Origin of the sequence: Granulicella pectinivorans (genome assembly GCF_900114625.1) — a bacterium.
In the GTDB taxonomy this organism is placed as follows: domain Bacteria; phylum Acidobacteriota; class Terriglobia; order Terriglobales; family Acidobacteriaceae; genus Edaphobacter; species Edaphobacter pectinivorans.
On record NZ_FOZL01000001.1, the window covers coordinates 2,053,273 to 2,076,180 of the forward strand.

Consider the following 22,908-nt stretch of genomic DNA (forward strand, 5'->3'; position numbering starts at 1 on the left):
TCTTTTCTCTATCGCTAAACTTGAGGCATGAACGTCAACTTCGCCGAGCGAGCTCACAACCATAACTGGCGCCTCGACCCCATCGTCCGCTCGCTGCTCGACACCGACTTCTACAAGCTCCTCATGCTCCAGTTCATCTGGAAGAACTTCCCCGCCACGCAGGTCACCAGCACGGTCCTGAACCGGACCACCAGCGTCCGTCTCGCGGACCACGTGCCGGTCGAATCGCTCATCGCCCAGATGGAGTACGTGCGTGGCCTGCGCTTCCGCCGGTCGGAGCTCGTCTGGCTCGCCGGCAACACCTTCTACGGCACCCGCTTCATCTTCGAGCCCGACTTCCTCCTCTGGCTCGAAAACGACTTTCGACTCTCCGAGTACGTCGTCACCGAGTCCGACGGCCAGCTCCACATTACCTTCACCGGCCTTTGGACCGAGGTCACCATGTGGGAGGTCTACGCCCTCGCGCTGGTCTCCGAGATGCGTACCCGCTCCGCCCTCGCCCGTCTCTCCGAGCTCGAACTCGACGTTCTCTACGCGCGCGCCAAGACCCGCCTTTGGGACAAGATCGAGAAGCTCCGCGTCGTCCCGGAGGTGCGGATCTCGGAGTTCGGCACCCGCCGCCGCCACTCCTTCCTCTGGCAGGAGTACGTCGTCGAGGCCATGCGCAAGACGCTTGGCGCATCCCTCACCGGTTCGTCCAACACGTTCCTTGCCTACAAGCACGATCTCGAAGCCATCGGAACCAACGCCCACGAGCTCCCGATGGCCTTGGCCGCCCTCGCCTCAAAGGGCACGGACGACGAGTTACGCGCCAGCCAGTACCGGGTGCTGGAGTTATGGGCCCGCAGCTACGGCGGTGAGCTCCTCGTCATGCTCCCCGACACCTTCGGCTCCACGCAGTTCCTCGCTGGAGCCCCCGACTGGGTCGCCGACTGGACCGGCCAGCGCGCCGACTCCAAAGACCCCTTCGTCGCCGGCGACGAGTACTGTGCCTGGCTCACCAGCCGCGGCCGCGACGCCCGCAAGAAACGCTTCATCGCGTCAGACGGCCTCGACGTCGACGAGATCATCGACCTCCATCACTACTTCCACGGACGCATCCGTTTCTCGGCCGGCTGGGGCACGCTGCTGACGAACGACTTCCGCGACTGCCACCCCCGCAACGAGCACGACCTCGAACCGATCAGCCTCGTCTGCAAGCTCATCACGGTGGACGGCATCCCTGCGGTCAAGCTCTCCGACAACGCCAACAAGTCCACCGGCCCCGCCGATCTCGTAGCCCGCTACCGCAGAGTCTTCGGGAGCGAATCCGTGGAGGGGCCCCCCGTTCTGGTCTAGCGCGACCTTCCGGCCCTTTGCTCGTCATCTTCACAGGGATCCGCAGTGGCCTTTCCGCGTCGTCCAAACGACGCGAATATACTTCCTCCATGCCCACCCACCTTCGCGCAAAGCTAGCCGCCGCAGCACTCCTTCCCCTCCTAGCCCTCCAGCCCGCCTACGGCTGGGGCCGCGACGGCCACCTCATGATCAACCGCCTCGCCGCCCTCTACCTTCCCCAGGATGTCCCCGCCTTCCTCCGCAACGGCGAGGCCATCGACACCATCGAGTACCTCGGCCCAGAGCCGGACCGCTGGAAGAACCGCGCCGAGGAGGAGCTCTCCTCCACCCAGTCCCCCGACCACTTCATCGACATGGAGTGGGCCGACTACGCCGGCGCCCTCCCCAAACGCCGCTACGACTTCATCCGCGCCCTCGCCGCCGCCCAGCCCGCGCACCCCGACATCCCCCTCACCCCGGAGAAGGTCGGCATGCAGCCCTACCAGGTCGAGGAGGTCTACGAGCGCCTCAAGTCCACACTTCGCGACTACCGCCGCCTCGTCGCCGCCAACCAGGACACCCGCCCCGCCGAGATGGCCATCCTCTTCTACGCCGGCTGGCTCGGCCACTACGTCGCCGACGGCTCCCAACCCCTCCACACCACCATCCAGTACAACGGCTGGACCGGCCCCAACCCCAACGGCTACTCGACCGCCCACACCATCCATGCGCAGTTTGAGTCCATCTACGTCACGGCCAACATCAAACCCGCCGATGTAGCCCCCCTCGTCGCCGCCTCCCGTCCCAAGGCCCTGAATGACGAGTGGGCCGACTACCTCGCCTACCTCCGCCACACCAACTCCGACGTCGAGAAGACCTACCAGCTCGAAAAGGCCGGAGCCTTCACCGGCGCCGGCACCGCCGAGGGCAAGGCCTTCACCGAGGAGCGTCTGGCTGCCGGAGCCATCGAGCTCCGCGACCTCATCTACACCGCCTGGCTCCGCAGCGGCGACCCCGTCCAGGAGTACAAGGGCCCCCAGTGACCGGTAGCCCGCTCGCTTGCCCCATCCTTGGCGGGGGTGGAGTGTGGTGCTCGACGAGCCGCTCCACCCTGTGACACACTACTCAGGATCATAAGACCATGCTGTCCGCGTCGCTCGAGAGAAGCCTCGCTTCAACGCACAGAGCCAATCGTGTTCGATTTGCTGTTTCCGAAGACTGCTCAACGAGGACCGATTCATGAATATCGCTACGATCTTCCGATCCGTCGTGCTTGCTGTCACCCTTGGTGCGCCCCTCATCACGCTAGCACAGGCCGCCGATGCTCCTATCCTCCGCGCGACGGTCTACAACTCCCACCTTCCCGAAGCCTCCAAAGGCGGCGAAGCCTGGAACGGCATCACCGTCGCCCACGATGGAACCGTCTACTACGTGCTCTCTTCGCCGGAGTACAACTCCGCCGGCCAGATGTACTCGTTCAACCCCAAGACCAAAGCCGTCACCCACATTGCCGACCTCAACGACGTCGTCGGCCAGGGAAAGACCAAGGCCGTCGCCCAAGGCAAGAGCCACGTTAGCTTCGTCGAGCATAAGGGAAAGCTTTACTTTTCCACTCACCTTGGCTACTACAAGCATGCCGAAGGAGTGGAGCGAACAGCCGACGCACCCGACGGCTATGCGCCCTACCCCGGCGGCCACTTTGTCTCCTACGACCTGGCCACCGGAAAGTTTGAGAACCTTGGCATCGCGCCCCGCGGCGAGGGCATCATCACCATGAACCTAGACACACAGCGCGAGCGCCTGTACGGCATTACCTGGCCCACCGGTCACTTCCTCACCTATGACCTTAAGACGCGCAGCGGCATCAAGGATCTCGGAACTCTCTTTCATGGAGGAGAGACTGGAGAACTCGGCAAAGACTATCGCTCCATCTGTCGCCGCATCGTCATCGACCCACGCGACGGAACCGCCTACTTCTCGACGCCCGACGGAGCCATCCACCGCTACCACTACGATACCGAGACCATCGACACCCTCGACGGCATCACCCTGAAGAAAGACTACTTCGGCACCCTGGACCCGACCCAGCACGGCATGGCCTACAACTGGCGGGCAGCCGTCTGGGATCCCGCAAAGAATGTAATTTACGGCGTCAACGGTCGCTCCGGCTACCTCTTCCAGATCAATCCCAATGCGGGATCCTTCAAGCTTCTCGAACGCCTCACGTCCGAGCCCTCGAAGGCCAGCGGTATGCTCGATCAGTTCGAATACGGCTACCTCGGTCTCGTCCTAGCCGCCGACGGGCACACCCTCTACTACCTCACCGGCGCACCCCTTCCGGGCAAGACTCCGGCCTCAGGCCCAGGCCATCGCGAAGGTGCCCACCTCATCACCTACGACTTGGCAGCTCACAAGTACCAAGACCACGGGCTCATCCTGCTGGAGAACGGCCAACCCGCCAGCGCGCCCCAGAGCCTCGCCGTCGCCGAGGATGGCACCGTCTACACGCTCTGCTACGTCGCGCGCGCTGGAAGACGAGTCATCGAACTGATCAGCTTCCACCCCTAGCGAGAAGGTCTGCCGCTATCCCTTCCGAACCACCTCACGCACCAGAGCCGAAACCACCGGCTTCTCCGCGGAGATCTTCACCACGCGCTCCAGCATCCCGAACGGCTCCGCCAGCAGAGCTTCCTCTTCCGCGAACAACGTGATCAAATCCTGCCCAGCTACCACGGTGTCTCCCAGCTTCACATGCATCTCGATCCCCGCATGCGTGCTCACCGGCCCGCCTGGGACAACCCGCCCTGCCCCCAGGCGCTGCACCGCCCAACCCGCCTCCCGGCAGTCGATCCCCGCAAAATAGCCCGAAGCAGAAGCCTTCAGCACCCGCCGGGCCTTGGGTTGATGAAATGCCGCCGGATCCTCAAACACCGAAATATCTCCACCCTGCGCCTTCACCATCGAGAGCCACGACTCATAAGCCCTCCCTGAAGACAACAGCTCATCCGCCAGCGCAGAGCCCTCCTCCGGGGTCATCGCCTTTCCCCCCAGAAACAGCATCCACCCGGCCAGCACCAGCGACAGCTCGATCATGTCCCGGCTCATCGGGTGCCGCCGGCCCTGCAGCACATCCACGCACTCCCACACCTCGACCCAGTTCCCCGCAAACCGACCCAGCGGCTCGTCCATGGTCGTCAGCACGGCTACCGTCTTTGTCCCCGAGGCCTCCCCGGTCTGCACCATCAGCTCCGCCAGGTACTTTGAGGCCTCATAGGTCGGCATAAACGCCCCCGACCCCACCTTCACATCCAGCACCAGGCCGTCCAGATCCTCCGCCAGCTTCTTGCTCATGATGCTGGCCGTAATCAGAAACGGCGACTCGACCGTCCCGGTATGGTCCCGCATCCCATACAGAATCCGGTCCGCCGGCACCAGCGTAGGCGTCTGCCCCGCCATGGCGAATCCGCATTCGCCCAGAATCCGCGAAAACTCGGCTACCGAAAACTGCGTCGAAAACCCGGGAATCGTCTCCAGCTTGTCTAAGGTTCCACCGGTATGCCCAAGGCTCCGTCCGGAGATCATCGGATCGATCAACCCCGCCGCCGCCACGATCGGCGCGATCAGCAGGCTCGTCTTGTCGCCCACGCCCCCGGTCGAGTGCTTGTCCACGCGAAACCCCGGCCCCGTTCGAGCAAATACCTCACCCGAGTAGCGCATCGCTCTGGTCAGCGTAGCCAGCTCTCGCGCACTCAACCCGCGCTGAAAGACCGCCATAAGGAACGCCGCGATCTGCGCATCCGTCACCAGTACATTCTTCTCGGTGCGCTGCACAATCGCGTCGACGAACCCCTGAATCTCCGCGTCCGAAAGCTCCAGCCCATCTCGCTTGTGCAGGATTACGTCAATTGGATGAATAACGCCCGGATGCATCATTCCGCACCCGCCAGATGCTGCAGCGTAAACGCCGCCGGCAGCAGCCGCGCTACGGTCGACTCCGCGTCCACCCCACCCTCGCCCGGATAGAAGACAGGCACGTTCGCATCCGCGAACTCCAGAATCGTCTGCCGGCAGGCCCCGCACGGCATGCACGCCGAGCCATTCAGGTTCGCTACCGCGACGGCCTTCAGCCGAATCCCCGGTCCCTTCGCTGCGACCGCTGCGCTGATCGCCGTCTGTTCCGCGCAGGTCGTCAACCGGTACGACGCATTCTCTACGTTCACGCCCGTCACGACGGTGCCATCCGTCAACAAAACCGCGGCCCCAACCCGAAAATGGCTGTAGGGCGAATAGGAGTTCTCTGCAACACGCGCAGCCGCAGCCCGCAGATCGGCGATTTCGCCGTGGGTCAGCCCGCTTGGATGGTTATTCGACATAAGGTTGTTAGGGTAAAACTTCCCACCCCGCGTAGCAAGCTGCAGCTCCCTCGCAACGCGAGGACACGCCTTAGTCCGAAGTCATCAAAGCTTCTTCCAGCACCTTCACATTAATCCCACCCAGCTCCGCCACCGCCAGTTCGGCCTCCGCCGCCGCAGCCTTCCTGTGGAGCGTATCGCTCGAGAACTGGATCGGCGCATCGGCAAACTTTACCGCGACCCTCACCCCACGCAGCCCCAGAAACTTCCAGATATGCGCCAGCATATTGCGGTCGCCCCAGTAGCAGATGTCGTCCGCAACCGACACATCCGGGCCATTGTCCTCGTCCAGAGAAAACCGGATGAACGCCGCCGTCACGGACTCGCCGCTCAACATCGCCTGCGCCAGTAGCCCCGACCGAAATTTCAACAGACCTGTCCCATTCGATGTCGTGCCCTCGGGAAAGAACACCACCGGCAACCCGGCATCGGCAGCTTTCTTCATCCCGGCGGAGGCCTTCAAAGCCGATCCACCGCGCCCGCGCTCGACATACACGGTCCCCGCCATGGTCGTCATCCACCCGATCACCGGCCAGTGCTCAATCTCGGCCTTCGAGCAGAACACGACCCGGTGCAGCGCCGCCATCGTCACGATATCGACGTAACTCAGATGGTTCGAGATCACCGCTCCGCGCTCCGGAGGCCGCCCCGTCACATCGACCTTCACCCCCAGCCGCTTCATCGCCCGCGCACAAAAGCGGTGCAGCCACTCCGCCCGTTCCACCCGTGTCTTTGGCCGGCCGATGATCAGCTCCATGGCCGCATAAAAAAACATGCCCAGCAAAATCACGGTTCGCCCCGCCGAACGAAAGAACCTCACCCCTCGCGTCACACGCAACAAATGGAACCCCCTCGGTCGCCATCTTAACGGCAAACCCCTCCCGCGCAGTCTATCCTGTCTCTGTGGCAAATTACCTCCCGACGCAATCGACCCCGCCCACCGGCAGCCTCTTCCAACGTCGCGTCGTCCACCCCCTCGTCGACCTTCTCCGTCGCGGCTCCACCCCGCGCAAGCTCGCCTGGAGCATCGCGGTCGGCTTTGCCATCGGCGTCAACCCACTGCTCGGCTCGACGACGCTCCTCTCGCTCCTCGCCGCCGGCCTCTTCCGCCTCAACCTCGTAGCCTCCCAGCTCGCCACGCACCTGTCGTATCCCCTTGAAATCGCCCTGTTCTTTGTCTTCATCCGCATCGGCAACCACGTCTTTCACACCGGACACATGCCCCTCCATCGTGAGGCGCTCCTCTCCGCCGTGCGCCATCACCCCATCGACACCACCCGTCTCCTCTGGACCTGGGAGTGGCACGCCCTCATCGTCTGGGCGGTCTTTTCCGTCATCGCCGTACCGCTCCTGGTCCTCATCCTCACCCCCATGCTCGCCCGTCTCGAAGCCAGCATCCACTTCCACCCTGCGCCATAGCCGAAGCAAATCTCCCGCTTCGCCTGTCGCATCCGTTACACTCCTGTGAAACGACATCTTCGTCTTTACGTGGCTGCGTCTTTCGAATAAGGAGTACTCCTTGGCCCGTTTCACCGGACTTCTAGGTCTCATCACCTTTCTTGGTCTCGCCTACGCCTTCTCGACGAACCGCCGCGCCATCAAGCTCCGCACCATCGCCTGGGGTCTTGGCCTGCAGATTCTCTTCGCCTTCGCGGTCATCAAGTGGAACACCGGCCAGGTCATCCTGAAGTCCGTCTCCGACTTCATCACCGGCCTCTTGGGCCACGCCGCCGACGGCTCCGGCCTCGTCTTCGGCTATCTTGGCATCCCCGGCACCCCGGCGGCGGTCTTCGCCTTCGCCGTGCTGCCGACCATCATCTTCGTCAGTGCCTTCTTCGCCATCCTGTACCACATCGGTCTCATGCAGCAGATCATCAAGGTGGTCGCCTTCATCATGCAGCGCACGATGGGCACCAGCGGAGCGGAATCGACCAACGTAGCCGCCAGCATCTTCATGGGCCAGACCGAAGCCCCGCTTACCATCCGCCCGTTCCTCGCCGGAGCCACCCGCTCCGAGCTCATGACCATCATGACCTCCGGCATGGCTCATGTTTCGGGCGGCATCATGGCCGCGTACATCCTCTTCGGTATCAACGCGAAAGACCTGCTTTCGGCCGTCATCATGACCGCTCCCGGCACCATCCTCGTCGCCAAGATGCTCGTTCCCGAGACCGAAGTCCCCGCCACCGCCGGCACGGTCAAGATGCCGCCCAACGAAGAGCACGCCAACGAGAACTTCATCGCCGCCATCGCACGCGGCACCATCGACGGAGGCCAGCTCGCCTTCAACGTAGCCATTATGCTCATCAGCTTCGTCGCGTTGGTGGGCCTCTTCAACGCCATCATGCTCGGCATCTCGAACTTCACCTGGGCTCACGGCCACATCCCGTTCCCGCATTCACTCAACAACGTTCTCGGCGTCGTGGGAGCCCCCATCGCCTGGCTCATCGGCATCCCCTGGCACGACTGTCGGGCCATCGGCAACCTGCTCGGCACCCGCACCATCATCAACGAGTTCCTTGCCTTCGCCGAGCTTGGCAAGCTTAAATCCACCCTCGATCCACGCTCCTTCTCGATCGCCACCTTCGCCCTTTGCGGCTTCGCCAACGTGGGCTCGATCGGCATGCAGATCGGTGGCATCGGAGCCTTGGTCCCCAACCGCCGCAACGACCTCGCCCAACTCGGCCTCCGAGCGATGCTCGCCGGAACGATGGCGAATCTCATGTCCGCCAGCATCGTCTCCATGCTTCTCAAGTAATCGGCGAAGTCCTGCAATCACGCCCATGACAGCTCTCGAGCAGTCCACGCGGCGGTTTCGGCTTGGTAGCGCACTGTTCCATCAGGTCACGGGGTGCGCAGTTGCGACACCGTCGAAGCCAACATCGTCCTCCTCATGTGGACGAACTGGGAAAGAGTGGCTCTAGCCTTGCTTCTTCGAAGAAGATGACATCCATCACTTCCCAAACCCGCCATTCCCCGTCATCCTGAGAGTGCCCCCCTGGAGACTGCCATGCGCCGCTTCGCCAGAATCTTCTTCAAGACACTCGCAATCACCCTCTGCATCGCTGCCCTCGCCTTTTACGCCCTTGCCGTCTATCCCCTCCGCAACCCCCACCCGCCCCTCCAACTCCCCACCACAACCCTCGCCATTCGCGATGCCCGCGTCTACCTCTCCCCTGACGAACCCCCGCATGACCACGCAAACATACTCATCCGCAACGGCCGCATCGCTGCCGTCGGCCATACCATCAACATTCCCGCCGACGCCCAGCTCATCCCCTGCAATGCCTGCACCGTCACCGCCGGGTTCTGGAACGTCCACGTCCACTTCACCGAGCGCAAGTGGTCCAACGCGGCGTACCAACCTGCCGCCATCCTCAACGCCCAGCTCGCCGACATGCTCACCAGCCGCGGCTTCACCACCGTCGCCGATCTCGGCTCCAATCTGGCCGATACCGTTTCGCTGCGCCGCCGTATCGAGACCGGCACGCTCCTCGGCCCGCATATCTACACAGCCGGTGCCGCCCAGTACCCGCCGCACGGCATCCCCTTCTACCTCCGCGACACCCTCCCGTGGTTCATCCTCCGGCTCATGCCCCAGCCCGACACCCCTGCCCAGGCCGCCCGCGATGAGCAGCGCAACTTCGCCTCCGGAGCCGACCTCCTCAAGCTCTTCACCGGCTCCTACATCGAGCACGGCATTGTGAAACCCATGCCCCTCGCGAACGCCTCCGCAGCCGCATCCGTCGCTCATCAGCACGGTCAGCTCGTCTTCGCCCATCCATCCGATCTCGAGGGCGTCACCATCGCCCGCGACGCCGGTGTCGATGTCCTCGCCCACGCAGCCGACACCACCGACGGTGTCACCGCCGCGCTCCTCCAGACCATCGTCGACCACCACATGGCCATGGTCCCCACCCTCAAGATGTTCCGCACCACCGTCACCACCAACCCCCGCTACCTGGACCCCATCTACGCCGAGGTCCGTCAGTTCCACGCCCTGCACGGTGAGCTCCTCTTCGGCACCGACGTCGGTTACATGACCGACTACACCACCCAGGACGAGTTCCAGGCCCTCACCCAATCCGGCCTCACCCCGCAGGACATCCTCCGCATGCTCACTACCGCCCCTGCCGCTCGCTTCGGAGTTCAGGCAGAGAAGGGAACCATCGCCCCCGGCAAGCTTGCCGACCTGGTCGTCCTCGGCTCCGACCCCGCCCAGAATCCACTGGCCTTCTCCGACGTCCGCACGACCATCCGCACCGGCCGCGTCCTGTACACCCGCCCCTAAAAGCCCCTCGGCCTCTCCCCGCTTACCCCAAACTTCTTCTCCATCGCCATCCCGACCCGCCCCACCAACCCATCCTCAAACAGCCGTCCCACCACCGTCACGCCATGTGGAACCCGCCGCTTCGGAGTGAACTTCGGAAGTGGCCTCGCCGGATCCGGAGCCCAGTCGCTCCGGGCCTCGCCCACCTCCACAAACCCCGCCCGCAACGTCAGCGACGGGTGTCCCGTGAAGTTGAAGATCACCAACTGCTCATCCCGCAGGCTTGGCACCAGCAGCACATCGACCTCCCTAAAGATCCGCGCGATCTCCAGCGCCACCTTCCGTCGCATCCGGTCCGCCTGCACAAAGTCGACGGCACTCAAAAACCGCGCCTGTCGAAACGTATTCGGCCACGCATCCGGCACCTGCATCCTCAACTGATCCAGTCGCCCGTCCAGCGTCTCCGCCTCAAATGCCGCCGCCGCCTCCGCAAACAGGATCACGTTCAGCGAGTCATACGGCCAGTCCGGCAGCGAGACCGGCACCGCCGTCATCCCCAGCTTCGTCACCGCTTCCAGCGCCGCCCTGTCCACATCCGTAGCCGGAGCCTCCTTCATCCACGCAGGGATATACCCCACCTTCAGCCCCGCCAGCGAAGCTTCCGCATCGAACCTCACCGGTTTGGCCGCACTCGCCGTATCGCCCGGGTCATCCCCGCTGATCGCTGCCAACACCAGCATCGTATCCTCGACCCCGCGTGCCATCGGTCCCAGCTTGTCGCACGTCCAGCTCAACGCCATCGCGCCCGTCCGCGGCACCTGCCCATACGTCGGCCGGAAGCCCGTCACTCCGCATCGCATGCTCGGACTCACGATGCTCCCCTGCGTCTCCGAGCCAATCGCAAACCCCACCAGCCCCGCCGCCACCGCCGACCCCGGCCCCGCGCTCGACCCGCTCGAACCCTCCTCGGTCAGCCACGGATTCATCGTCTGCCCGCCGAACCACACGTCGTTCAGCGCCAGCGCGCCCAGGCTCAGCTTCGCCACCAGCACCGCGCCGGCATCGTTCAGCTTCTTCGTCACCGCACCGTCGACAGCCGGCACGCGGTCTCGATAAAACTCCGCTCCCCACGTCGTCCTGATCCCCGCCGTATCCAGCAAATCCTTCGCGCCCCATGGAATCCCATGCAGCGGTCCCCGGTACTTACCCGCCGCCATCTCCTTGTCCGCGGCCTTCGCCTGCGCCAGCGCGTGCTCCTCACACAGCGTAATCACGCATCGCAGCGTGGGGTCATACTTCTTCAACCGCGCGATATAAATCCGAGTCAGCCGTTCCGAAGTAATCTGCTTCGTCTCGATCCATCGCGACAACTGCGTTACGGTAGAGAACGCAATCGCCGCATCATCCTTCGGCAGAGCCGCTCCCGAAGCCGCGCTCCGCACGAACTTCGCCGCACCCACCCCTGCATGCATCCCCAGCGATGGATCCCAGACCGTAGCCGGAGCCTCCCCATCGAGCGGCATCAGCTTCCTCGGCCCAACCCGCCGCTCGTACACCGCTGCCATCGACTGCCGCCAGTTGCCCGCTGCCTCCGCCCTGTCCTTGGCCGAGAGCGGCGACTGCATCAGCTTCTCCGCCTCCGCGAACGTGGACACCGTTACCTCTGGACCCACCGGCGGAGCCGTCCCAAACGCCGGTGGCGCTCCCGGAGTCGGCTGCTGCGGAGCCGGAACCTGCGCCTCGCCCGAAATCCCAAGGGCTCCCATCGCCACCAGAGAAGCCTCTACCGCAAACTGCCGCCGCGTCTTTTTCATATACCAGATATTAGCCCAGGCTTATCTCCCCGCCACCACTGGCATCTCGATAAAACTCGCCTCCCCCGCCGCATGAAAAATCCGCTGCGTCGCTTTCTGATAATCACCAGGTTTCGCCTCGAAGATGCTCGGCACGAAGGTCTGCGGATTCCGGTCATACAGCGGAAACCAACTCGACTGCACCTGCACCATGATCCTGTGCCCCGGCAGAAACACATGGTTTGCCGTCGGCAGCGCAAAGCGGTAGGTCTCCGCCTTGCCCGCCGGAATCGCCGCCGGCTTCTCCAGGCTCTCGCGATACCGCCCCCGGAAGATGTCGGCAGCGATCATCAACTGGTATCCGCCCATCTTCGGCTGTCCCGCTACCTCGTCCGGATAGACATCGATCAGCTTCACCACCCAGTCCGAATCCGTCCCACTCGTCGAGGCCACCAGATTCGCGATCGGCTCCCCGCCAATCGTGACCGGCGCGGTCAGGACGTCGGTCGTAAACACCGCCACATCCGTGCGCCCGGAGGCCTCCCTCTGGTCATCCGTCAGCCAGTCCGGCCAAGTCAGCCCATGGTCGTACCCCACCGGCTGAATCGGTCTCGCACGAAATGGCACAGGCTTGGCCGGGTCCGACACATACTCATCGAACGCCGCGTCTCCCGCCTTCGGAGCTTCAAAACCAGCCCCGCCACCGGCATGCAGATAAAGCTTCGCCGAAGGAGCCGCCACCGGCCACGACGGAAGCTCCTGCCACACATTCGCACCGCTCTCGAACGCCGTCACCGGAGCGATCTTCGCAGCGGTGGGCTCATCCTTCAGATACCTCGCCAGAAACGGTCCCAGCACATGTTGCCGGAAGTAGTACGAGCTATCCGCCCCAAACTTCAGATTCCCCACCTGGCTTCCCTCGTCGATCGACCCGCCATGGTGCCACGGGCCGATTGCCAGAAACACCTTATCGCCCGCCGTGTCCTTCGGCTTGATGGCCCGGTACACCGCCATCGCCCCATAGATGTCCTCTGCGTCCCACAGGCTCGACACCAGCAGCGTCGGCACGGTCACCGGCTGTGCCCCCAGAATCCGGTCCATCGCCTGTTCCTGCCAGAAGCTGTCATACGCCGGGTGCGCCAGTATCTTCCTCCAGAAGCCCATCTGCTCCAGCCCGCGCTCGCGTCCCAGCGCCCCCGCGCTCCCAGCGCGCATGAACATGTCGTAGTCGTCGAAGGTCGAGGTCCACCACCGCGCATCGTTCGCGCGCGTACCATCCTGCTCGTAGATGTAGCTCATGTTCTGCTGCCGGAACGCCCCGTTATGGAACCAGTCGTCGCCCTTCCAGCCATCGACCATCGGATTCATCGGCACCGCTACCTTCAGCGCCGGGTGCGGATGCACCAGAGCCGCCAGCGACGTAAACCCGTCGTACGAGATCCCGATAATGCCGACTCTTCCATTCGACTCCGGCACATGCTTCACCAGCCAGTCGATCGTGTCGTACGTGTCGGTGGCGTGGTCCACCGGCGTGGGATTCAGCGGCCCCTTGAACGGCCGGTTCATCACATAGTCGCCCTCCGACCCGTACTTGCCGCGGACATCCTGCACCACCCGGATGTACCCGCCATCGACAATCACGTCCGTCGCATTGTCATACCCGTACAGCGACGATCCAAGATGAGAACTCAGGCTGTTCGTCGTCAGCGCCACCGCGCTATAAGGCGTCCGAGTCAGCAGAATCCCCGCGCCCTTTGCCCCCTTCGGCACCAGGATCACGGTGTTCAGCTTCACCCCGTCCCTCATCGGAATCATCACCACGCGCCGCGTGTAGTCCGCCGCGTCCGCCGGAATCTTCACTTCGGACGGCATCTCCGAAGGCATCGCCGGGTACTTCTGTGCCATCAAGCCAGCCGGAGAAACCAGCAGGCAGCCAAGAAACAGGGTGCGCAAAGCCATAAGGGGGAAACCTCGTGGCTTTAACATACTCCGAGAATCGGGTGAAACGCCGCCTGTGCAGGGCGATCGTTCGGCAGTACAAACGTCTTAGGCCCTCAGGCTGCGTCCCGCTGTATCCAACTCCATCTGGTAGGCCTGCTCATTCACCTTGGCCAGAAGCCGCACCACCGCGTACGGCGTTGGCGATTTGCAATGCACGCAATCCGCATGGTGGACCACGCCAAAGACCTTCTCATGCACATGCGAGAACGTCCGTAGGCACTCCGTGCACGAGATCACGAAGTACTCTTTATCCGCCGAATGCCCCTCCTCCATCGTCAGCCAGACAGGGACCTCGGACCCGATACGCCTCGTCTTTCTAGCCTCCGTTCCCAGTGCCCCCTTTACAATCTCGAACAAAGCCTTCAGCGTCGTCGCCTTTTCGTAGAACGCATCCGCCGAGATGCCCTCCGGCACGCTGTCCCCCGTATACGCTCCGCTCGAAGCAATCACATAAATCGACGGCAGCCGTCGCCGTACCACCGACAAAAGCTCAAAACCTGACATCCCAGGCATATTCAAGTCGGAAAGAATCAGGTCCGGTTCTGCTTGCCGGATCGCTTCGAGCGCAGTAAATCCGTCCTCCGCGACCGCCACGTCGTGCCCCATGCCGCTAAAGATCTGCCCGAGCAGAAGCCGCGTTGCGGGTTCATCGTCGACGATCAAAACTCTTTTCTTCGCTATCGGCATCGGGATCCCCCGGCACAAAGGTTTATCATGACCAACTCAGTCTTCCATGCACAAAAACCCTTGTATGCCCCAAATTGCTCAGGATAGAAGCACTTTCTTCGCACGTCGCACCGACTTCACCGGCTCATTTTCTTCTGTAAGAGTGGGACGCGACGCGTTCCCCTGCTCTGGCAGTTGGTCATGCAGGATTACATTCAACAGCGACTTATGCACCCGGATCCTGCCGTTGTACTCAATGAACCCAAGCTTCCGGAACCGGTTCATAAAAAAGCTCACCCGCGACCGCGTCGTGCCGATCATCTCGGCCAGCGTCTCCTGCGTAATCTGCGGAATCAATGTCTCCGGCTCACCCACCTTGCCGAACTCCGCCATCAATAGCAAAATCCGCGCCAGTCTCTTCTCGCTCGAGTTGAACAACTGGTCGATCAGGTCCGCCTGCGTCCGCATGCTGCGCTGCAGCAGAAACTTCAGAAAAAGATCCGAGAACGCGTGCTCCGCATGCAGCATCCGGATCATCTCGTCGCGTTCGATCTTCATCGCCAGGCAGGCCGTAATCGCCGTCGCCGAGGCCATCCGCAAGCCCGCCGCTCCGGCTATCGATTCCTCGCCTACAAACTCCCCGGCAGTCAGCAAAGTAATCGTCGCCTCTTTGCCGTTCTTCGACACCACCGTCAACTTGGCTCGTCCACTTTGCAGGTAAAACACGCAGTCTGCCGGCGCACCCTGCACGAAAAAGGCATGCTTGGCCTTAACTTGGACAAGTCTTCGCCCCAACCCCACCTTCGTGAGGAAATCGGCTGGATCGAACTTCATTTCCCGGGCCCCGTTCATCGTTGCTGTGCCTCTTTCCAGAGTTCGTAGGGCAGCGGAGAACGCATCTCCAAAGATCGAGAATGCTATATGTAAGCAGCATGACATTTAAAACTCACCCAGACTGAGCAATTCTGCACATAGTGGAAGACTTCGCTGAACCGTACGCGTCGATGCGCGAGGCTCCCAGCGCAACCGCTTACAATCAGAGCAACCAAAATGACCGACCTCTACGCACGCGCCCAATTCGCCACCGCTTACATCAAGTCCCAGACCTCGACCGCCCCGGTCCTCGGCATCATCCTCGGCTCCGGCCTCGGTAACTTCGCCTCCCAGGTCGAAAACGCCACGGCGATCCCCTACGCCGACATCCCCCACTTCCCGCAGTCCACCGTCGCCGGACACTCCGGCAAGCTCGTCATCGGGACAATCGCGGGCATCCCGGTAGCCGTCATGCAGGGCCGCGTCCACGCCTATGAAGGCTACGCCATGCCCGAGGTCACCTTTCCCACCCGCGTCCTCGGCCAACTCGGCTGCAGGTCCCTCATCGTCACCAACGCCGCCGGCGGCATCAACACGTCGTACACCCAGGGTGGCCTCGTGGCACTCTCCGACCACATCAACCTCACCGGAACCAACGCCGCCCTCGGCCCCAATGAGCCCCGCTTCGCTCTCGTTCCCGGAGCCGCCCAGCGCTTCTTCGACATGAGCGCCGCCTACTCCAGGACCCTGCGCGAACTCGCTCAGAAGGAAGCCGCGAAGCAGGGAATCGACCTCCCCGAAGGCGTCTACCTCGCCGTTCTCGGCCCCTCCTACGAGACTCCCGCTGAGATCCGTGCCTTCCGCACCCTCGGTGCCGACCTCGTCGGCATGTCCACCGTCCATGAGGTCATCATCGCCCGTCACATGGGCCTCCAGGTCCTCGGCCTCTCGCTCGTCACCAACATGGCCGCCGGCGTACTCGACCAGGCCATCAACCACGAAGAGGTCATGGAGTTCGGCCTCAAAGCCGAAGCCCGCTTCACCTCACTCCTTCTCGCGCTCATCCCCCAGATCGACGCCGCATGGTCTCCAGACCGGATGCCCACATCTCACGTTTGAGATGTGGGTGTGTGGGCGATACTCTGTAACCAGAGGGCAACAAACCACCCATGCAACTCACCCTACCCAGCCGTCCTCTCGTCATCGGCATCGCCGGTTGTAGTGGCTCCGGCAAAACCACCCTCGCCCGCGAACTCACCAGCCAGCTCGACGCGACCCTCCTTCCCCTCGACTTCTACTACCGCGACCTCGCCCATCTCCCTCCCGCCGAACGCGCCCTCCAGAACTTCGACCATCCCGACTCCATCGAGGAGCCTCTCCTCATCGAGCACGTCCAGAGCCTCGCCGCCGGTCAGCCCATCGAGCGACCCATCTACGACTTCGCCACGCACACCCGCGTCGCCAACCGGACCGAATCCATCACGCCCACCCGCGTCCTGCTCGTCGAAGGCATCCTGGCCCTGCACTACGATTGCCTTCGCGCTCTCTACGACGTCAGCATCTACGTCAACGCCCCGCACGATCTCTGCCTTCACCGCCGCATCCATCGCGATGTCCGCGAGCGTGGACGCACCGAAGCGTGCGTCATCGACCAGTACAACGCCACCGCCCGACCCATGGCCGACCTCTACGTCCTGCCCTCCGCCCAGCACGCCAGCCTGACCGTCGAAGGCACCGACAACCTCGACTGGTCCGTCGAGCAGGTCCTCCGCTACCTCCACACCCACAAGCTCACATAAATCCTCGCCGAACGGAAAGCTCGTCCTCTCGACCGGAGCTCCTGCCCAGGATTCAGGAAAGCCGCATCGCGCAGTGAGACCTCAAGAAATCACCCTCCCCACCGATAAACCCTGAGAAGACACAATCGCCTGGGGAGAAAAATCGAATGCCGTCCGACCACGATGACGCCTGTCTACGCGACGCGGTCGAACCTCCCACCCAGCCTCTCTTCGACACCCGCCTCACCCCCATCTCCCGTCTAGCCGGACTCCCCACCCTCGGCGATCACGCCAGCCTTCTCCGCGCTGTCCTCCCAGGCCCCACGCCTGAATCGCTGACCGTCTCCGAGACCAGCTTCTTCCGGGACGCGTGCCTCTTCGAGGTTCTCCACACCACAATCCTCCCCACCCTCATCCGCCTCCGTCAGCCCACCCGCCGCCTCCGCATCTGGAGCGCCGCCGCCTCCACCGGGCAGGAGGCCTTCTCGCTCGCCATCCTCCTCGCCGATCTCTTCCCGCAACTCGCCGACTGGGACATCCGCATCATCGGCACCGACATCTCCCGTCACGCCATCGACTACGCCCAGCGCGGCCACTTCCGCGCGAACGAGGTTCACCGCGGCCTCGTTTCTCGCATCCTCGACCGTTACTTCACCCATCACGCTAACGAGTGGACCGTCCATCCCCGCATCGCCGATCTCTGCGACTTCCGCTGCGCCAACCTCTGTGCCCCTCTGCCTCCCCTGCCGCGCTTCGACCTCATCCTTCTCCGCAACGTCCTCCTCTACCTCACTCCCGCCGACCGGACCAACGTGCTCGCCAATATGCACCGTCATCTCGCCCCCGACGGCTACCTCATCCTGGGAGCGTCGGAACAAGCCGAAGACTCCACCCCTCTCTTCCACGCACAAACCATCGAAGGCACCTACCTCTACCGCCCTGCTATCTAAGATTCCCACCAAAACGGATGCCCTCCTCGTGTTTCTGCGGGGCGGGTTTCCACCCCGCCACAAACCCCCAGGGTCGACGTTTGTGCATCGAACCCCACTTAGTCCACGATGGACAACAGGGAATCGATGGCCGCAAAGAAAACCAAAACGAAGCAGCCCCCGCCAGACAGCGGAGCCGACGCCGCACTCGCCCTCTTTCATCCCATCACCGCCCAGTGGTTCCGCGCCGTCTTCGACTCTCCCACCGCCCCGCAGATCGAGGGCTGGCCGGCCATCGCTCGCGGCGAATCCACCCTGATCCTCGCCCCCACCGGCACCGGCAAAACCCTCACCGCCTTCCTCTGGTGTCTCGACCGCCTCATGCTCCGCGCCCCGAACGCCGAGCCCGGCTGCAAAGTCATCTACCTCTCCCCGCTCAAAGCCCTCGCGGTCGACGTAGAGCGCAACCTCCGCAGCCCCCTCGCCGGCATCGCCAACATGGCCCGCCGCGAGAACATCCCCTTCCGCACTCCCGAGATCTCCGTCCGCACCGGCGACACCCCCACCAAAGAGCGCGCCCGCTTCGCCCGTCACCCCGGCGAGATCCTCATCACCACGCCTGAATCCCTCTACCTCCTCCTCACCTCGCAGGCGGCCGAAACCTTACGCACCGTGGAAACCATCATCATCGACGAGATCCACGCCCTGGTTCCCACCAAGCGCGGAGCCCACATGGCCCTCTCGATCGAGCGCCTCGAAGCCCTCGTTCGCCAGCAGGGAAGAACCCTCCAGCGTATCGGCCTCTCCGCCACCCAGCGCCCCTTGGAGGAGGTAGCCCGCTTCCTCGGTGGAGCCGAAGGCGCAGCCTCCACCAGCCCCGCAACCGATGCCCACCTCGTAGCCAACACTGCGGGCGAAGTCCCCACCGCTCTCCTCGAAGTAGCCGGACAGGCCCGCACCGAGGCCGACGACGCCCGCCGCGAAGAGGGTGCGATCCTCTACCGCCCCGTCACCATCGTCAACGCCGGTGCCCGCAAGGTCCTCGAACTGCGCGTCGAGGTCCCGGTCGAAGACATGGCCCGCCTCGGCGAAATCGAAGAACTCCCCAGCGGCCCAGCCTCCCAGGGCCCCAAGCGCACCAGCATCTGGCAGTCCATCTATCCCAGCCTCCTCGAGATCATCCGCAAGCGAACCAGCACCCTCATCTTCGTCAACGCCCGCCGCATCGCCGAGCGTCTCGCCGGAGCCATCAACGATCTGGCTGAAGAGCCGATCGCCCGCGCCCACCACGGCTCATTATCCGCAGCCCAGCGCAGCGAGATCGAAGAGCTCCTCAAAGCCGGCAAGATCAAAGCCCTCGTTGCGACATCGTCCCTCGAACTCGGCATCGACATGGGCGCCATCGACCTCGTCGTTCAGATCGGCGCGCCGCCGTCCGTCGCCAGCGGCATGCAGCGCATCGGCCGCGCCGGACACTCCGTCGGCGTCCCCTCCGCCGGCATCATCTTTCCCAAGTACCGTGCCGACCTCATCGCCTGCGCCGCCGTCACGCGCGCCATGCACGAGGGCCACGTCGAATCCACCCGCTTCCTCCGCAACCCCCTTGACGTCCTCGCCCAGCAGATCGTCGCCATCATCGCCCAACCACCCAACGTACCGACTCCCACCAAAAAGACCACCGACGAAGACGAAGACCCTGGCATCTCCTACGACGAACTCTTCTCCATCGTCCGAAGCTCCGCCCCCTTCGCCGCCGTCACCCGCAACGTCTTCGAAGGCGTCCTCGACATGCTCGCCGGCCGCTACCCCTCCGACGAATTCGCCGAGCTCCGTCCCCGCATCACCTGGGACCGCAACCGCAACTGGCTCACCCCGCGCAAAGGCGTCAAGATGATCGCCATCCTCAATGGCGGCACCATCCCCGATCGGGGCCTCTACGGCGTCTTCCTCGCCGGCTCTCACGCCAAGCCCATTCGCGTCGGCGAGCTTGACGAGGAGATGGTCTTCGAGACCAGGCCGGGCGAGACCTTCATTCTCGGAGCCTCCACCTGGCGCATTGAAGAGATCACCCACGACCGCGTCCTCGTCTCGCCCGCCCCCGGCGACCCCGGCAAGATCCCCTTCTGGCACGGCGACCTGGCAGGCCGCCCGTTAGAATTTGGCCGCCGCATCGGAGCCTTGGTCCGCACCCTCCGCGAGATGCCCCGCTCCCTCGCCATCACCACCCTCACGCAGGACCACGATCTCGCCCCGCAGGCCGCCGAAAACGTCCTCCGCTACCTCGCTGATCAGGAGCTCGCCACCGTCCAGGTCCCCGACGATCGCACCATCGTCATCGAGCGCGTCCGCGACGAGCTCGGCGACTGGCGCATGTGCTGCCTCACCCCCTTCGGCTCCCGCGTCCATATCCCCTGGTCCATGGCGGCCGTCGCCCGCCTCCACGCCCTCGGCATGGACGTCGAGTCCATGTACACCGAAGATGGCTTCGTCCTCCGCTTCCCCGACACCGACGACCCACCCCCCATCGAGCACCTCCTCCTCGAACCCTCGGAGGCTGCCGAACTCGTCCTCCGTCAGCTAGGCTCCACCAGCCTCTTCGCCGCCAAGTTCCGCGAAGCCGCCTCCCGCGCCCTTCTCCTCCCTCGCCGCCGTGGAGACGGCCGAACCCCACTCTGGCAGCAGCGCAAACGCTCCTACGATCTCTTAGCCGTGGCCAGCCGCTATGCTTCCTTCCCCATCCTCCTCGAGGCCTATCGTGAGTGCCTCCGCGACGTCTTCGACATGCCCGCCCTGCTCGAAACCCTCAACCTCATCGCCAACCGCACCATCCGTGTCCACTCGGTCGACTCCCGTACCCCCTCGCCCTTCGCCTCCGCGCTCCTCTTCGGTTACATGGCCAACTTCCTCTACGACGGAGATGCCCCCCTCGCCGAACGCCGCGCCCAGGTCCTCTCCATCGACCAGGACCAGCTCCGCGAACTCATGGGTGACGCCGACCTCCGCGAGCTCCTCGACCTCTCCGCCATCGAAGAGACCGAAGAGCAGGCCCAAGCCACCGCCGAGGGCTACCGCGCCAAGTCCATGGACGGTGTCCACGACCTCCTCCTCCGCATCGGCGACCTCACCCGCCCCGAGCTCCGTGCCCGCAGCGTAGACGACCCCACCGCCGAAACCATCACCAAACTCATCCGTGCCCGCCGCGTCATCGAGATCACCGTAGCCGGAGAAAAGCGCTACATCGCCGCCGAAGACGCCGCCCGCTACCGCGACGCGTTAGGCGTGCCGTTACCTCCGGGCCTGCCCACCGCGTTCCTCGAAGCCGTCCCCGACGCCCTCCTCGACCTCATTCGCCGCTACGCCCGCACCCACGGCCCCTTCACCACCCACGATGCCGCCGACCGCTTCGAGCTCTCCACCCAGACCGTCGACCAAACCCTGAACCACCTCGTCCAGACCGGCCGCGTCCTCGAAGGTGCCTTCCGCCCCGGAGGCATCCACCGCGAGTGGTGCGACCACGAGATCCTCCGCAGTATCCGCCGAAAATCCCTCGCCCGCCTCCGCAAAGAAGTTGAGCCAGTCGAACAGCGCACCCTCGCCCGCCTCCTCACCCGCTGGCAGGGAGTCGTCCAACCCCGCCGAGGCCTCGACGCCCTCCTCGACGTCATCGAAAACCTGCAGGGCGCGCCCATCCCCGCCTCTATCCTCGAAACCGAGATTCTCCCGGCCCGCATCACCAACTATCAGCCCTCCGACCTTGACCGCCTCATCGCCGCCGGCGAGGTCACCTGGGTCGGCCTCGACCCCCTCGGCGAGCGAGACGGCCGCATCGGCCTGTACCTCGCCGACCGCCTCACCGCCCTCTGGCCCCCGCGCTCACCCGTCGAGATCACCCCAGGCTCGAAAGAATCCGACATCCTAGCCTTCCTCGCCAAACGCGGAGCCAGCTTCTTCCAGGATCTCCACGACGGACTCGGCGGAGGCTACCCCGGCGAGACCCTCGAAGCCCTCTGGTCCCTCGTCTGGAAAGGCCTCATCACCAACGACGCCATGCAGGCCCTGCGCGCCTACTGCGAACCCCGCGTCACCAAGCAAACCAAGCGCCCAACCCAAACCGGCTTCCGCTCCCGCCGCACCACACCTCCCACCGCGCAAGGCCGCTGGGCTCTCCAGCCGGCCGCTCAGGAGAACCGCAACCCAACCCAGTGGTCCCACGCCATCGCCCAGCAGCTTCTCACCCGTTACGGCGTGGTCTTCCGCGAGACCGCCCACGCCGAAAACCTCCCCGGAGGCTTTTCCGCCATCTATGACGTCATGAAGGCCCTCGAAGAATCCGGCAAGGTCCGCCGCGGCTTCTTCGCCGCCGACCTCGGAGCCACCCAGTTCGCCCAGCCCGCCGCCGTCGATCTCCTCCGCTCCCTGCGCATCGAAAACGAAGCCAAGCCCGAACTCCTCCAGCTAGCTGCCACCGACCCCGCCAACCCCTACGGAGCCCTCCTCAAGTGGCCCACCGCCCAGGAGGGAACCAGCCTCACCCGCAGTGTAGGCGCACGTGTCATCCTCATCGACGGAGCCCTGGCCGCCTACGTCCGGCGCGCCAATCCCAACGTCCAGGTCTTCCTCCCCGAAGAAGAACCAGCCCGCTCCAACACCGCCAAGAATCTAGCCGAATTCTTAGTCACCAAAGCCCAGATCGAGGGTGGCATGCTCATCGCCTCCATCAATAACACCCCCACCGCCGAACACTGGCTCGCCAAACCCCTCCAGGAAGCCGGCTTCCAACCCGGCGCCATGGGATTCCACCTCCGCCGCACCGCCGCCCCCACCCTCGGCCGCCCTTAGCGCTGTCCATGCTGAGCAGCGCTAGGCCCGCGCGATCCTACGCCGCCACGATAGGAAGAGAAGTCACGAAGGCCCGCCCCGCGCGCAGCG

General features: G+C 64.0%; 17 protein-coding genes. 10 read left to right on the forward strand and 7 right to left on the reverse strand.

Annotation, left to right across the window (positions count from 1 at the left end; all coding sequences use genetic code 11):
* Positions 1 to 27: 27 nt before the first annotated feature.
* The 3 genes from BM400_RS08250 to BM400_RS08260 all read left to right on the forward strand — a co-directional run bounded on the left by BM400_RS08250 (position 28) and on the right by BM400_RS08260 (position 3,885).
* Positions 28 to 1,338 carry a nicotinate phosphoribosyltransferase gene (locus BM400_RS08250; RefSeq protein WP_089838362.1) on the forward strand — a complete coding sequence of 437 codons (1,311 nt, stop codon included), beginning with the start codon at positions 28 to 30 and terminating at the stop codon, positions 1,336 to 1,338.
* Positions 1,339 to 1,427: 89 nt separating this feature from the next.
* Positions 1,428 to 2,360 carry a phospholipase C/P1 nuclease family protein gene (locus BM400_RS08255; protein ID WP_089838364.1) on the forward strand — a complete coding sequence of 311 codons (933 nt, stop codon included), beginning with the start codon at positions 1,428 to 1,430 and terminating at the stop codon, positions 2,358 to 2,360.
* Between the two features lie 196 nt (positions 2,361 to 2,556).
* Positions 2,557 to 3,885 (forward strand): hypothetical protein, encoded by a 1,329-nt coding sequence (locus BM400_RS08260; RefSeq protein ID WP_089838365.1) that lies wholly within the window; start codon positions 2,557 to 2,559, stop codon positions 3,883 to 3,885.
* A 15-nt stretch (positions 3,886 to 3,900) separates the two neighbouring features.
* Here BM400_RS08260 and BM400_RS08265 read toward each other — a convergent pair whose 3' ends face one another.
* The 3 genes from BM400_RS08265 to BM400_RS08275 all read right to left on the reverse strand — a co-directional run bounded on the left by BM400_RS08265 (position 3,901) and on the right by BM400_RS08275 (position 6,561).
* Complete coding sequence (locus BM400_RS08265; RefSeq protein ID WP_245781751.1) at positions 3,901 to 5,250, reverse strand: thymidine phosphorylase; 1,350 nt, start codon at positions 5,248 to 5,250, stop codon at positions 3,901 to 3,903.
* On the reverse strand, positions 5,247 to 5,690 hold the full coding sequence (locus tag BM400_RS08270; protein ID WP_089838367.1) for a cytidine deaminase: 444 nt from the start codon (positions 5,688 to 5,690) through the stop codon (positions 5,247 to 5,249). Before BM400_RS08270 ends, BM400_RS08265 begins: the two co-directional genes overlap by 4 nt.
* A gap of 70 nt (positions 5,691 to 5,760) precedes the next feature.
* Positions 5,761 to 6,561: a lysophospholipid acyltransferase family protein gene (locus BM400_RS08275; RefSeq protein WP_245781975.1), complete on the reverse strand. Its 801-nt coding sequence runs from the start codon at positions 6,559 to 6,561 to the stop codon at positions 5,761 to 5,763.
* Positions 6,562 to 6,632: 71 nt separating this feature from the next.
* Here BM400_RS08275 and BM400_RS08280 point away from each other — a divergent pair, with 71 nt between their 5' ends.
* The 3 genes from BM400_RS08280 to BM400_RS08290 all read left to right on the forward strand — a co-directional run bounded on the left by BM400_RS08280 (position 6,633) and on the right by BM400_RS08290 (position 10,020).
* Positions 6,633 to 7,148, forward strand: coding sequence for a DUF2062 domain-containing protein (locus BM400_RS08280; RefSeq protein ID WP_245781752.1), 516 nt, complete (start codon positions 6,633 to 6,635; stop codon positions 7,146 to 7,148).
* A 100-nt stretch (positions 7,149 to 7,248) separates the two neighbouring features.
* Complete coding sequence (locus BM400_RS08285; RefSeq protein ID WP_089838372.1) at positions 7,249 to 8,487, forward strand: NupC/NupG family nucleoside CNT transporter; 1,239 nt, start codon at positions 7,249 to 7,251, stop codon at positions 8,485 to 8,487.
* Positions 8,488 to 8,739: 252 nt separating this feature from the next.
* Positions 8,740 to 10,020, forward strand: a complete 1,281-nt coding sequence (locus BM400_RS08290) for an amidohydrolase family protein (RefSeq protein WP_089838373.1) — start codon at positions 8,740 to 8,742, stop codon at positions 10,018 to 10,020.
* Here the strand turns inward: BM400_RS08290 and BM400_RS08295 are convergent.
* The 4 genes from BM400_RS08295 to BM400_RS08310 form a co-directional block, all read right to left on the reverse strand.
* A complete protein-coding gene (locus tag BM400_RS08295; RefSeq protein ID WP_089838375.1) occupies positions 10,017 to 11,813 on the reverse strand; it encodes an amidase in 1,797 nt (598 codons plus the stop codon). The two genes, BM400_RS08290 and BM400_RS08295, sit on opposite strands and share 4 nt — an antisense overlap.
* A gap of 21 nt (positions 11,814 to 11,834) precedes the next feature.
* On the reverse strand, positions 11,835 to 13,751 hold the full coding sequence (locus BM400_RS08300) for a CocE/NonD family hydrolase (RefSeq protein WP_089838377.1): 1,917 nt from the start codon (positions 13,749 to 13,751) through the stop codon (positions 11,835 to 11,837).
* Positions 13,752 to 13,838: 87 nt separating this feature from the next.
* Complete coding sequence (locus BM400_RS08305; protein WP_089838380.1) at positions 13,839 to 14,480, reverse strand: response regulator; 642 nt, start codon at positions 14,478 to 14,480, stop codon at positions 13,839 to 13,841.
* Positions 14,481 to 14,558: 78 nt separating this feature from the next.
* Positions 14,559 to 15,311, reverse strand: coding sequence for a Crp/Fnr family transcriptional regulator (locus BM400_RS08310; protein ID WP_089838383.1), 753 nt, complete (start codon positions 15,309 to 15,311; stop codon positions 14,559 to 14,561).
* Between the two features lie 198 nt (positions 15,312 to 15,509).
* On the opposite strand from BM400_RS08310, the gene BM400_RS08315 reads away from it, so the two are divergent.
* From BM400_RS08315 to BM400_RS08330, 4 genes are all read left to right on the forward strand, one after another.
* Positions 15,510 to 16,391, forward strand: coding sequence for a purine-nucleoside phosphorylase (locus BM400_RS08315; protein WP_089838385.1), 882 nt, complete (start codon positions 15,510 to 15,512; stop codon positions 16,389 to 16,391).
* Positions 16,392 to 16,441: 50 nt separating this feature from the next.
* Positions 16,442 to 17,071, forward strand: coding sequence for a uridine kinase (gene udk, locus BM400_RS08320; protein ID WP_089838387.1), 630 nt, complete (start codon positions 16,442 to 16,444; stop codon positions 17,069 to 17,071).
* A 146-nt stretch (positions 17,072 to 17,217) separates the two neighbouring features.
* On the forward strand, positions 17,218 to 18,000 hold the full coding sequence (locus BM400_RS08325; RefSeq protein WP_089838389.1) for a CheR family methyltransferase: 783 nt from the start codon (positions 17,218 to 17,220) through the stop codon (positions 17,998 to 18,000).
* A 126-nt stretch (positions 18,001 to 18,126) separates the two neighbouring features.
* Positions 18,127 to 22,818, forward strand: coding sequence for an Lhr family ATP-dependent helicase (locus BM400_RS08330; protein ID WP_089841629.1), 4,692 nt, complete (start codon positions 18,127 to 18,129; stop codon positions 22,816 to 22,818).
* The last annotated feature ends 90 nt before the right edge of the window (positions 22,819 to 22,908 follow it).

Excerpts from the sequence above, each read along its gene's own strand:
- BM400_RS08255 (WP_089838364.1), top strand. The coding sequence starts at position 1,428 with ATGCCCACCCACCTTCGCGCAAAGCTAGCCGCCGCAGCACTCCTTCCC.
- BM400_RS08295 (WP_089838375.1), bottom strand. The coding sequence starts at position 11,813 with ATGAAAAAGACGCGGCGGCAGTTTGCGGTAGAGGCTTCTCTGGTGGCG.
- BM400_RS08260 (WP_089838365.1), top strand. The coding sequence starts at position 2,557 with ATGAATATCGCTACGATCTTCCGATCCGTCGTGCTTGCTGTCACCCTT.
- BM400_RS08290 (WP_089838373.1), top strand. The coding sequence starts at position 8,740 with ATGCGCCGCTTCGCCAGAATCTTCTTCAAGACACTCGCAATCACCCTC.
- BM400_RS08270 (WP_089838367.1), bottom strand. The coding sequence starts at position 5,690 with ATGTCGAATAACCATCCAAGCGGGCTGACCCACGGCGAAATCGCCGAT.
- BM400_RS08325 (WP_089838389.1), top strand. The coding sequence starts at position 17,218 with ATGCCGTCCGACCACGATGACGCCTGTCTACGCGACGCGGTCGAACCT.
- BM400_RS08330 (WP_089841629.1), top strand. The coding sequence starts at position 18,127 with ATGGCCGCAAAGAAAACCAAAACGAAGCAGCCCCCGCCAGACAGCGGA.
- BM400_RS08305 (WP_089838380.1), bottom strand. The coding sequence starts at position 14,480 with ATGCCGATAGCGAAGAAAAGAGTTTTGATCGTCGACGATGAACCCGCA.
- BM400_RS08315 (WP_089838385.1), top strand. The coding sequence starts at position 15,510 with ATGACCGACCTCTACGCACGCGCCCAATTCGCCACCGCTTACATCAAG.
- BM400_RS08250 (WP_089838362.1), top strand. The coding sequence starts at position 28 with ATGAACGTCAACTTCGCCGAGCGAGCTCACAACCATAACTGGCGCCTC.
- BM400_RS08310 (WP_089838383.1), bottom strand. The coding sequence starts at position 15,311 with ATGAACGGGGCCCGGGAAATGAAGTTCGATCCAGCCGATTTCCTCACG.
- BM400_RS08300 (WP_089838377.1), bottom strand. The coding sequence starts at position 13,751 with ATGGCTTTGCGCACCCTGTTTCTTGGCTGCCTGCTGGTTTCTCCGGCT.
- BM400_RS08265 (WP_245781751.1), bottom strand. The coding sequence starts at position 5,250 with ATGATGCATCCGGGCGTTATTCATCCAATTGACGTAATCCTGCACAAG.
- udk (WP_089838387.1), top strand. The coding sequence starts at position 16,442 with ATGCAACTCACCCTACCCAGCCGTCCTCTCGTCATCGGCATCGCCGGT.